A 9,851-nucleotide genomic window follows, 5' to 3' on the forward strand; every position below is an offset into this window, starting at 1 on the left:
GTTCACGCCGCATCCGGCATGAACAAAGCGAACTTTGTCAGCAATATGAGGCGGATTTCTTCCGCCTTTTTAACTCCCCAACATATACCCACAAGTTATAGCCAATCTTTTTTTATTCTTTAATGTTTGGTTCACCTTCTGGCACGCTTTGCTTATCACAACACAACATAAGAGAGCCGGGCGATGAACAAGTGGGGCGTAGGATTAACATTTTTGCTGGCAGCGACCAGCGTGATGGCAAAGGATATTCAGTTACTTAACGTTTCGTATGATCCAACGCGCGAGTTATACGAACAATACAACAAAGCCTTCAGTGCCCACTGGAAACAGCAAACCGGCGATAACGTGGTGATTCGTCAGTCGCACGGTGGTTCAGGGAAACAGGCAACATCGGTAATCAACGGGATAGAAGCTGACGTTGTTACGCTGGCGCTGGCTTACGACGTAGATGCGATTGCTGAACGTGGTCGAATTGATAAAGAGTGGATCAAACGTCTGCCGGATAACTCCGCGCCGTATACCTCCACCATTGTCTTCCTGGTTCGTAAGGGCAATCCGAAGCAAATCCATGACTGGAACGACCTGGTTAAACCGGGTGTTTCGGTGATCACGCCTAACCCGAAAAGCTCTGGCGGTGCACGCTGGAACTACCTGGCGGCGTGGGGATATGCCCTGCACCACAACAATAACGATCAGGCAAAGGCGCAGGATTTTGTGCAGTCATTGTATAAAAACGTGGAAGTGCTGGACTCCGGTGCGCGTGGTTCAACAAATACTTTCGTCGAGCGCGGGATTGGTGACGTGCTGATCGCCTGGGAAAACGAAGCACTGCTGGCAACGAATGAACTGGGGAAAGATAAGTTCGAAATCGTCACGCCGAGTGAGTCTATTCTCGCGGAGCCGACGGTATCGGTTGTCGATAAAGTGGTGGAGAAAAAAGGCACCAAAGAGGTGGCAGAAGCCTATCTGAAATATCTCTACTCGCCAGAAGGTCAGGAGATTGCAGCCAAAAACTATTACCGTCCGCGCGATCCTGACGTGGCGAAAAAGTATGAAAATGCTTTTCCGAAGCTGAAGTTATTCACCATTGATGAAGAGTTCGGCGGCTGGACGAAAGCGCAAAAAGAGCATTTCTCTAACGGCGGTACGTTTGACCAAATCAGCAAACGTTAATTTTGTTGACGATAACCAGACCCGGTGGCATCTCGCGACCGGGTTTTTTATTTGTCGCGATTTTGCGTTACCCTTGCATCTCTTTGAGGTACAGGGAAAAAACGATGAAAAAAACGGTTATTCTCATTTTGGTGATGATAGTTATCGCCGTTGCTGCGGGTATCGGCTACTGGAAATTTACCGGTGATTCGGATGTGTTACGTAAGATTGTCCTTGAGCAATGTTTGCCCAACCAGCAGCAAAACCAAAATCCTTCGCCATGTGTGGAAGTCAAACCCGATGCCGGATATGTGGTTTTAAAAGACATTAACGGACCACTGCAATATCTGTTGATGCCAACGTATCGTATTAACGGCACTGAAAGTCCTTTGCTGACCGATCCTGCAACGCCGAACTTCTTTTGGCTGGCCTGGCAGGCGCGTGATTTTATGAGTAAAAAATATGGTCAGCCGGTTCCCGATCGCGCGGTCTCGTTGGCGATTAACTCCCGAACGGGACGCACGCAAAACCATTTTCATATTCATATCTCTTGCATCCGTCCTGATGTGCGCGAACAACTGGATAATAACCTGGCGAACATCAGCAGCCGCTGGTTGCCGCTGCCGGGCGGATTACAAGGGCATGAATATCTGGCGCGCCGGGTAACGGAAAGCGAACTGGTGCAACGTAGTCCGTTTATGATGCTGGCGGAAGAAGTGCCAGGAGCGCGGGAACATATGGGAAGTTACGGGCTGGCGATGGTACGGCAGAGTGACAACTCGTTTGTATTACTGGCGACACAGCGTAATCTGCTGACGCTGAATCGTGCTTCAGCCGAGGAGATTCAGGATCATCAGTGTGAGATTTTGCGTTAAGGCAAGCAGTTAAGAAAAGTTAAGTGCCGGATGTGAAATCCGGCACCTGTCAGACTTAAGCCTGTTTAGCCGCTTCTGCAGCTTTAACGATCACTGCGAAGGCGTCAGCTTTCAGAGAAGCACCGCCAACCAGCGCGCCGTCGATGTCCGGCTGAGCGAATAGTTCAGCAGCGTTAGACGCGTTTACAGAACCGCCGTACTGGATGATCACTTGTTCAGCGATGTTAGCGTCAACTTTAGCGATGTGATCGCGGATGAATTTGTGAACAGCCTGCGCCTGCGCCGGAGTTGCAGATTTGCCAGTACCGATTGCCCATACTGGTTCGTAAGCGATAACTGCGCCTTCGAATGCTGCCGCACCCTGAGTTTTCAGCACTGCGTCGATCTGACGTGCGCAAACTTCTTCAGTTTTGCCCGCTTCGTTCTCAGCTTCAGTTTCGCCGATGCACAGAACCGGAGTCAGACCCTGCTCTTTCAGCACAGCGAATTTTTTCGCGATCAGTTCGTCAGACTCTTTGTGGTAAGTACGACGTTCAGAGTGACCGATGATGATGTACTGTGCGCCGATGTCTTTCAGCATAGCAGCAGAGGTTTCACCGGTGAATGCGCCGGACAGGTTCAGATCCACGTTCTGCGCACCCAGCATGATGTGGCTGCCTTCAGCTTCACGCTTCGCCATATCGATGTACATTTCCGGTGGTGCGATTGCAACCGCACAGCCAGCAACACCTGCCAGCTCTTTACGCAGGTTAGAAACCAGCTCGTGAACCATGTGGCGGCTGCCGTTCAGTTTCCAGTTACCCATCACTAAAGGATGTCGCATTTTAATTCTCCACGCTTATAAGCGAATAAAGGAAGATGGCCGCCCCGCAGGGCAGCAGGTCTGTGAAACAGTATAGAGATTCATCGGCGCAAAGGCTTTGCTTTTTGTCATTTATTCAACCCTTCCAGCGTTTCAGATAGCGCCAGCTTAATCGGTTCAACAGCGAAGGTCAGCCCCTTTTCGCCGTTGTCCGCGACAACATAGCGCAACGCGCCTTCTGTCTCAGTGTAGTAACGTTTGTTTTTCCCCGCCGTAAGGAGTGACTGCAGCTTTTTCTGACTTTGTGTTTTGGTCATCAGCGGGGTGAGTGTGCGGATCATTGCTGCCATGTATTCCTGGGCTTTCGCTTTAGCGGCTTTTTGCTCTGGCCCCTGGATTGGCAGCCAGGTAATTTGAATGCTTTTGATTTTTAAGGTGCCGCGCTCAAGCGCCGTGGAAGCATACAAGTTCTCGTTAATTTTACTGGCGGCGCGAGTCAGGTTGGCTTTGTCGGGGCTGCTGTCGATGGCACGAAATTCGTTCAGTGGCAGATTGGGGTTCTGGCTGTTAAAGTCTTCTCGAAACTGGCTGATGGAGAGATCGAAAGTGGGGGCGCCAGCCAGCAGGTAGGGCGCTGTCGTTGCCGTGCCAGGCGATTGTGCGTGCACCGTTGCACTAACGGATAACACGGTAGATAAGAGAAAAAACACTGAACACCCTGACTTCATCGGCAGTACCTTTTGTTATGACTGGGTTCGATTAAAACGATATCTGTCGCCCTTGTCAAAAGGGTAGAATCCTGGAAAAGACAACCATCAAGGAACTTACATGACCATACAGCAATGGTTATTCTCATTTAAAGGGCGTATTGGACGCCGCGATTTCTGGATTTGGATTGGCCTCTGGATCGTTGGCATGTTGGTGCTTTTCTCACTGGCGGCTAAAAAATTACTCGATATCCAGACCGCCGCGTTTTGCCTTGTGTGCCTGTTATGGCCGACAGCGGCAGTGACGGTGAAACGACTGCACGATCGTGGGCGTTCTGGCGCATGGGCATTTCTGATGATTGTAGCGTGGATGCTTCTGGCGGGTAACTGGGCGATTTTACCGGGCGTGTGGCAATGGGCGGTGGGGCGGTTTATTCCGACGTTGATTCTGGTGATGATGCTTATCGATCTTGGCGCATTTGTCGGCACCCAGGGCGCAAATAAATTTGGTAAAGATACCCTGGACGTAAAGTATAAGTCTGAGAATAAATCAAGCCATTAATCCGCAATATATCTCTTATTGCTATTTTTATCCGGGATCGTTATTTCCATATTGCAAATGACGATACCCGGAAAATCTCCCTCATTTCCTTACCTTAATCAATATCAAAAAAAATGGTAATCCATAAGATCATTACTTGTTTGTTCTTCCCTTAACGGCGCATTATTCTTAAGTGGCAATCGACAGAGAGGCGAATATACAGAGGTGCCCTATGAAAGATGTCGTAGATAAATGCAGTACTAAAGGATGTGCGATTGATATCGGTACGGTGATTGATAACGACAACTGTACAAGCAAACTTTCGCGCTTTTTTGCTACCCGCGAAGAAGCAGAGTCCTTTATGACCAAACTGAAAGAGCTTGCAGCCACTGCATCCTCTGCGGATGAAGGCGCCAGCGTGGCCTATAAGATTAAAGATCTGGAGGGGCAAGTCGAGCTTGATGCAGCTTTCACCTTCTCATGCCAGGCCGAGATGATTATTTTTGAGTTATCACTGCGTTCACTTGGTTAATGGAGTTAAACATGGCTTATAAACACATTGGCGTGGCAATTTCCGGGAATGAAGAAGATGCCCTACTGGTGAACAAAGCCCTGGATCTCGCCAGACATAATGACGCTCATCTGACGTTAATTCATATTGATGATGGCTTAAGTGAGTTGTATCCGGGTATCTACTTCCCCGCAACAGAAGATATTCTTCAACTATTGAAAGATAAGTCAGATAACAAACTGTATAAGCTGACGAAAAATATTCAGTGGCCGAAAACGAAACTGCGCATTGAGCGCGGAGAAATGCCGGAAACACTGCTGGAAATTATGCAAAAAGAGCAGTGTGACCTCCTTGTTTGTGGTCACCACCACTCGTTTATCAACCGTTTGATGCCGGCATATCGCGGGATGATCAATAAGTTGAGTGCGGATCTCTTGATCGTGCCATTTATCGACAAGTAACCGCTTACCAGTAATGCTCCGCTGTCATGTGACCCGGTCGGCGACGTAAATGTTTCGTCATCTGCCGGGTCTCTTTCAGCAGTTGTTGCGTATCGCGCACCATCTGTGGATTACCACACAGCATCACATGGCTGGTTTCTTTATTCATTGGCAGTCCAACCGCGTTTTCCAGTTCACCGCTTTCAATTAACGCCGGTATTCGCCCGGTGAGTGAGCCCGCTGCCGTTTCCCGACTGACAACCGTCTGAATGCGCAGTTTTCCTTCGTAGCGTTTTTCCAGTTCCTGCATCAGTGGCAAATAGCTTAAGTCGGAGGCATAACGCGCGGCGTGAACCAGTACCAAATTTTTGAAGCGATCTAAATCTTTGCCTAATTGCAGAATCGACAAATAAGGGCCAATCGCTGTACCGGTTGCCAGCATCCATAGCGTTTCGCAATCTGGTACTTCATCCAGAACAAAAAAGCCAGCCGCTTCGCTAACCACCTGCACTTCGTCACCCGGATTTAGCGCCGCCAGTCGCGGGCTTAATTTGCCATCAGGGACGGTGACCAGATAAAACTCCAGGTCGGGATTGTCGGGAGAATTAACGTAAGAGTAGGCGCGCTGGACGCGTTCGCCGTCAATTTCAAGGCCAAGTTTGGTGAATTGTCCGGCGGTAAATGGAAGTACCGGAGCGTGAACGGTGAGACTAAACAGGGCGTCGGTCCAGTTCTGCACTTTAGTGACTTTGCCTGTTACCCAATCAGCCATGTTTCTCTCCTGTTTTGATTGACTTGCCTTATCTTCGTTCTCCGGACAAAAAAATTCCAGTCCCGAAGGACTGGAAGGCTCAATCGATCAAATGACTCAGAGAATGTGCTCCTGCATTTCCGGGTCTTTGCGATCCAGATAGTGAATCGACTGAATGCGGCGAATGGTGCGTGACTTACCACGAATCAGCAGCGTTTCGGTTGTCGCGATATTGCCTTTGCGGCTAATCCCTTCCAGCAGATCGCCTTTGGTGATACCGGTGGCAGAGAAGATGACGTTATCGCTACGCGCCATATCGCCCAGACGCAGTACTTTACCGGCTTCAATGCCCATTGCTTTGCAGCGCGCCAGCTCCTGCTCGCCAATGCGACGATTCTCTTCGTTGTCGCCTTTGACGTCATGACGTGCCAGCAGACGGCCATTCATGTCGCCATCTAATGCGCGGATCACCGCCGCAGACACCACACCTTCTGGCGCGCCGCCAATACCGTACAGCACGTCAACTTCGCTGTCTGGCATACAGGTGAGAATCGAGGCTGCGACATCGCCATCAGGAATGGCAAATACGCGCACGCCGAGTTGCTGCATTTCTGCGATAACCGCGTCGTGGCGCGGTTTCGCCAGAATAGTGACCGTCAGTTCGCTTAACGGTTTGCCGAGTGCCGCCGCAACATTGCGCAGGTTATCCGCCAGCGGCAGATTCAGGTCGATGACGCCTTTGGCACCAGGTCCGACGATCAACTTCTCCATATACATATCCGGCGCATTGAGGAAGCAGCCCTTATCGCCCACAGCCAGTACCGCCAGCGCGTTAGCCTGACCCATCGCCGTCATGCGCGTGCCTTCAATCGGATCAACAGCAATATCCACCGCATCGCCGCGACCAGTACCGACTTTTTCACCAATATAGAGCATCGGTGCTTCGTCGATTTCGCCTTCACCAATGACGATGGTGCCGTCAATGTTGACCTGGTTGAGCATAATACGCATGGCGTTTACCGCCGCGCCGTCAGCGGTGTTTTTATCGCCGCGTCCTAACCATTTGTAGCCAGCCAGCGCCGCAGATTCGGTGACGCGGGAAAATTCGATGGCAAGTTCTCGTCTCATAGCAAACTCTAAGCAGTAAGGAATGGCGCGAAGTGTAGCACAGGGGAAGGGAGGGATTATTGATGTGTGCGGGGTTGCCCCCGCACGGTTTCAGAGTCTGCATGATGCCGGATGCGGCGTGAACGCCTTATCCCGCCTACACAAAATGGCATCGGCTCGTAGGCCTGATAAGACGCGTAAGCGTCGCATCAGGCGATCAGCATCAGGCAATCGTTCAGATGCCTGGCATCACTCCTCGTGTTCTTCCCACGCCATCGCGCGTTTAACCGCTTTTTTCCAGCCTGCGTAACGGTAATTACGCTCGGTGGTTTCGATGCCAGGGCGGAACTCGCGTTCAATCACCGCTTTCTCTTGCAGCTCGTCAAGGTTCTGCCAGAAGCCAACCGCCAGACCAGCAAGATAGGCTGCACCCAATGCGGTCACTTCGCGCACTTCCGGGCGCTCAACGCGCGTGCCGAGGATGTCAGACTGGAACTGCATCAGGAAATTGTTCGCCACCGCGCCGCCATCCACGCGCAGTGCGTGCAGACGAATGCCGGAGTCGGCCTGCATTGCTTCCAGTACGTCACGCGTCTGATAAGCAATAGACTCCAGCGTCGCGCGGATGATGTGGTTAGCATTCACCCCACGAGTCAGACCGAAAATCGCCCCGCGCGCATACGGATCCCAGTACGGCGCGCCCAGGCCGGTAAAGGCCGGAACGACATATACGCCGTTGGTATTTTGCACTTTGGTGGCAAAGTATTCGGAATCGTCGGCGTCGCTAATCAGTTTCATTTCATCGCGCAGCCACTGAATGGACGCGCCCGCCATAAATACCGCGCCTTCCAGCGCATAATTCACTTCGCCAGTCGGGCCACAGGCGATGGTGGTCAGCAGGCCATTTTCTGATGTCACCGCTTTCTCACCGGTATTCATCAGCATAAAGCAGCCTGTACCATAGGTATTCTTCGCCATCCCTTCTTTAACGCACAACTGACCGAATAGCGCCGCCTGCTGATCACCCGCGATCCCGGCGATCGGAATACGCGTGCCGCCTTTACCGCCGATGTTGGTCTGACCGTACACTTCCGAAGAGCGACGCACTTCAGGCAGCATCTCGCGCGGGATATCCAGTGCGTCGAGCATTTTGTCGTCCCAGTCCAGAGTATGGATGTTGAACAACATGGTGCGAGACGCGTTGGTGTAATCGGTCACGTGAACGCGACCTTGAGTCATTTTCCAGATTAGCCAGGTATCAACCGTACCAAACAGCAGTTCACCACGACGCGCACGCTCGCGGGAGCCTTCCACATGGTCGAGGATCCACTTCACTTTGGTGCCAGAGAAGTACGGGTCAATGACCAGACCGGTGTTATTACGAATGTACTCTTCCATGCCATCGCGCTTGAGATGCTCGCAGATCTCAGCGGTACGACGGCACTGCCAGACAATGGCGTTATAGATAGGCTTGCCGGTTTCTTTTTCCCAGACGATAGTGGTTTCTCGCTGGTTAGTAATCCCAATAGCTGCAATTTGATCGGAACTGATATCGGCTTTCGCCAGCACTTCTACCAGCGTAGAGCTTTGGGTGGCCCAGATTTCCATTGGGTCGTGTTCTACCCAGCCTGGTTTTGGGTAGATTTGCTCAAATTCGCGCTGTGACACGCTAATGATGTTGGCATCGTGATCCATCACGACTGCGCGGGAGCTGGTGGTGCCCTGGTCGAGCGCAACGATATATTTTTTTTCAGTCATGTTTAATTGTCCCGTAGTCACATTACAGTGAAGCTTTTTGTTCTGAAGGAGTTGTGATCTCCTTTTCTTCCACAACACAGATATCGCAAGGCAAATGGCGGCCAATCAGTTTGCGGTAGGCAAATGCACCTACAATCGCGCCAACGATAGGGCCAAAAAGCGGCACAAGGAAGTAAGGAATGTCTCTGCCGCCGGTAAAGGCGACCTTGCCCCAGCCCGCCAGCCAGGCAAAGACTTTCGGACCGAAGTCACGTGCTGGGTTCATGGCAAAGCCCGTCAATGGGCCCATAGATGCGCCAATGACCGCAATCAGTAGACCAATCAGCAAGGGAGCCAAAGGGCCGCGTGGTACACCGTTGCCATCGTCCGTGAGCGCCAGGATCAGCCCCATCAGAATAGCGGTAATCACCATTTCAACTGCGAAAGCCTGCACAAAATTGATATGAGGGTTAGGGTAAGTAGAGAATGTGCCCGCCAGATCAACACTTTCGACGCTGCCGCGAACAATATGATGGGTCTGTTCGAAGTCGAGGAATAAATTGTAGTAAAGTCCGTAAACTAATGCCGCAGCGCAGAAAGCACCAGCAACTTGTGAAACGATAAAAGGAATAACTTTTCGCTTGTCGAAACAGGCAAACAGCCACAACGCAATAGTGACAGCGGGATTAAGATGCGCGCCGGAAACCCCTGCGGTCAGGTAGATGGCCATTGCCACCCCTAGTCCCCAAATGACACTGATTTCCCACTGACCAAAAGACGCACCAGCGACTTTAAGTGCTGCAACGCAACCCACACCGAAAAAAATCAACAACCCGGTCCCTAGGAATTCGGCAATGCACTGGCCTTTCAAGGTTGATGTTTGACTCATAATCGGATCCTGAAGAGTTAATGTTTGTTGTAAGCGTGAAAGTCACTGACGTTCACGATGCTTGTAGGCATCCTGTGAATTTATCGTTAACGAGCAAAAACGAGAAATATCGAAATCAAAATGTGTGTGCCGCGTCATAAAATGAGCGTTATCGCGCCATTTGTTTCACATCTTCTTACATGATGCACGTTTGTTAAATCATTCTTGCAACAAATTTTTTAACATTTTCGATTCATGTGGGTTATGTCACCAGGAGAAGGATGAAAAGTGTGGCAAACCGGAATCTGCAAGGCGTGCTGCTGGACAGAGATGGCGCGGCTTCATACAATCGGAGCTAAC

At 50.9% G+C, this 9,851-nt stretch carries 11 protein-coding genes; 5 read left to right on the forward strand and 6 right to left on the reverse strand.

The window, feature by feature from the left end; all coding sequences use genetic code 11:
* Positions 1–183 precede the first annotated feature (183 nt).
* Together sbp and cdh are read left to right on the forward strand one after the other, a co-directional pair.
* The gene (sbp, locus tag EQY_RS0110300) at positions 184–1,173 is read left to right on the forward strand and encodes a sulfate/thiosulfate ABC transporter substrate-binding protein Sbp (protein ID WP_001045694.1); all 990 of its coding nucleotides are present in this window, start codon (positions 184–186) and stop codon (positions 1,171–1,173) included.
* Between the two features lie 104 nt (positions 1,174–1,277).
* Complete coding sequence (cdh, locus tag EQY_RS0110305) at positions 1,278–2,027, forward strand: CDP-diacylglycerol diphosphatase (protein WP_024212511.1); 750 nt, start codon at positions 1,278–1,280, stop codon at positions 2,025–2,027.
* Positions 2,028–2,082: 55 nt separating this feature from the next.
* Here cdh and tpiA read toward each other — a convergent pair whose 3' ends face one another.
* Positions 2,083–2,850, reverse strand: coding sequence for a triose-phosphate isomerase (gene tpiA / locus EQY_RS0110310; protein WP_001216325.1), 768 nt, complete (start codon positions 2,848–2,850; stop codon positions 2,083–2,085).
* Positions 2,851–2,957: 107 nt separating this feature from the next.
* Entirely contained in the window at positions 2,958–3,557 is a 600-nt protein-coding gene (locus EQY_RS0110315) for a YiiQ family protein (protein WP_000834910.1), read from the reverse strand.
* A 100-nt stretch (positions 3,558–3,657) separates the two neighbouring features.
* Here EQY_RS0110315 and EQY_RS0110320 point away from each other — a divergent pair, with 100 nt between their 5' ends.
* The 3 genes from EQY_RS0110320 to uspD all read left to right on the forward strand — a co-directional run bounded on the left by EQY_RS0110320 (position 3,658) and on the right by uspD (position 5,049).
* Entirely contained in the window at positions 3,658–4,098 is a 441-nt protein-coding gene (locus EQY_RS0110320) for a DUF805 domain-containing protein (protein WP_000155269.1), read from the forward strand.
* A gap of 211 nt (positions 4,099–4,309) precedes the next feature.
* On the forward strand, positions 4,310–4,609 hold the full coding sequence (locus EQY_RS0110325) for a DUF406 domain-containing protein (protein ID WP_000655995.1): 300 nt from the start codon (positions 4,310–4,312) through the stop codon (positions 4,607–4,609).
* An 11-nt stretch (positions 4,610–4,620) separates the two neighbouring features.
* Positions 4,621–5,049, forward strand: a complete 429-nt coding sequence (uspD, locus tag EQY_RS0110330) for a universal stress protein UspD (protein WP_000323549.1) — start codon at positions 4,621–4,623, stop codon at positions 5,047–5,049.
* A 4-nt stretch (positions 5,050–5,053) separates the two neighbouring features.
* Here uspD and fpr read toward each other — a convergent pair whose 3' ends face one another.
* The 4 genes from fpr to glpF form a co-directional block, all read right to left on the reverse strand.
* Positions 5,054–5,800 (reverse strand): ferredoxin--NADP(+) reductase, encoded by a 747-nt coding sequence (gene fpr, locus EQY_RS0110335; RefSeq protein WP_000796336.1) that lies wholly within the window; start codon positions 5,798–5,800, stop codon positions 5,054–5,056.
* Between the two features lie 96 nt (positions 5,801–5,896).
* On the reverse strand, positions 5,897–6,907 hold the full coding sequence (glpX, locus tag EQY_RS0110340; protein ID WP_001250654.1) for a class II fructose-bisphosphatase: 1,011 nt from the start codon (positions 6,905–6,907) through the stop codon (positions 5,897–5,899).
* A gap of 228 nt (positions 6,908–7,135) precedes the next feature.
* A complete protein-coding gene (glpK, locus tag EQY_RS0110345) occupies positions 7,136–8,644 on the reverse strand; it encodes a glycerol kinase GlpK (RefSeq protein WP_000136801.1) in 1,509 nt (502 codons plus the stop codon).
* Between the two features lie 22 nt (positions 8,645–8,666).
* On the reverse strand, positions 8,667–9,512 hold the full coding sequence (glpF, locus tag EQY_RS0110350) for a glycerol uptake facilitator protein GlpF (RefSeq protein WP_000084276.1): 846 nt from the start codon (positions 9,510–9,512) through the stop codon (positions 8,667–8,669).
* Positions 9,513–9,851 lie beyond the last annotated feature (339 nt).

Source organism: Escherichia sp. TW14182, from assembly GCF_000208525.1.
In the GTDB taxonomy this organism is placed as follows: domain Bacteria; phylum Pseudomonadota; class Gammaproteobacteria; order Enterobacterales; family Enterobacteriaceae; genus Escherichia; species Escherichia ruysiae.

What these genes read in the sequence shown, in the direction of transcription:
- sbp (WP_001045694.1), top strand. Translation starts at nt 184, where the DNA reads ATGAACAAGTGGGGCGTAGGATTAACATTTTTGCTGGCAGCGACCAGC.
- cdh (WP_024212511.1), top strand. Translation starts at nt 1,278, where the DNA reads ATGAAAAAAACGGTTATTCTCATTTTGGTGATGATAGTTATCGCCGTT.
- tpiA (WP_001216325.1), bottom strand. Translation starts at nt 2,850, where the DNA reads ATGCGACATCCTTTAGTGATGGGTAACTGGAAACTGAACGGCAGCCGC.
- EQY_RS0110315 (WP_000834910.1), bottom strand. Translation starts at nt 3,557, where the DNA reads ATGAAGTCAGGGTGTTCAGTGTTTTTTCTCTTATCTACCGTGTTATCC.
- EQY_RS0110320 (WP_000155269.1), top strand. Translation starts at nt 3,658, where the DNA reads ATGACCATACAGCAATGGTTATTCTCATTTAAAGGGCGTATTGGACGC.
- EQY_RS0110325 (WP_000655995.1), top strand. Translation starts at nt 4,310, where the DNA reads ATGAAAGATGTCGTAGATAAATGCAGTACTAAAGGATGTGCGATTGAT.
- uspD (WP_000323549.1), top strand. Translation starts at nt 4,621, where the DNA reads ATGGCTTATAAACACATTGGCGTGGCAATTTCCGGGAATGAAGAAGAT.
- fpr (WP_000796336.1), bottom strand. Translation starts at nt 5,800, where the DNA reads ATGGCTGATTGGGTAACAGGCAAAGTCACTAAAGTGCAGAACTGGACC.
- glpX (WP_001250654.1), bottom strand. Translation starts at nt 6,907, where the DNA reads ATGAGACGAGAACTTGCCATCGAATTTTCCCGCGTCACCGAATCTGCG.
- glpK (WP_000136801.1), bottom strand. Translation starts at nt 8,644, where the DNA reads ATGACTGAAAAAAAATATATCGTTGCGCTCGACCAGGGCACCACCAGC.
- glpF (WP_000084276.1), bottom strand. Translation starts at nt 9,512, where the DNA reads ATGAGTCAAACATCAACCTTGAAAGGCCAGTGCATTGCCGAATTCCTA.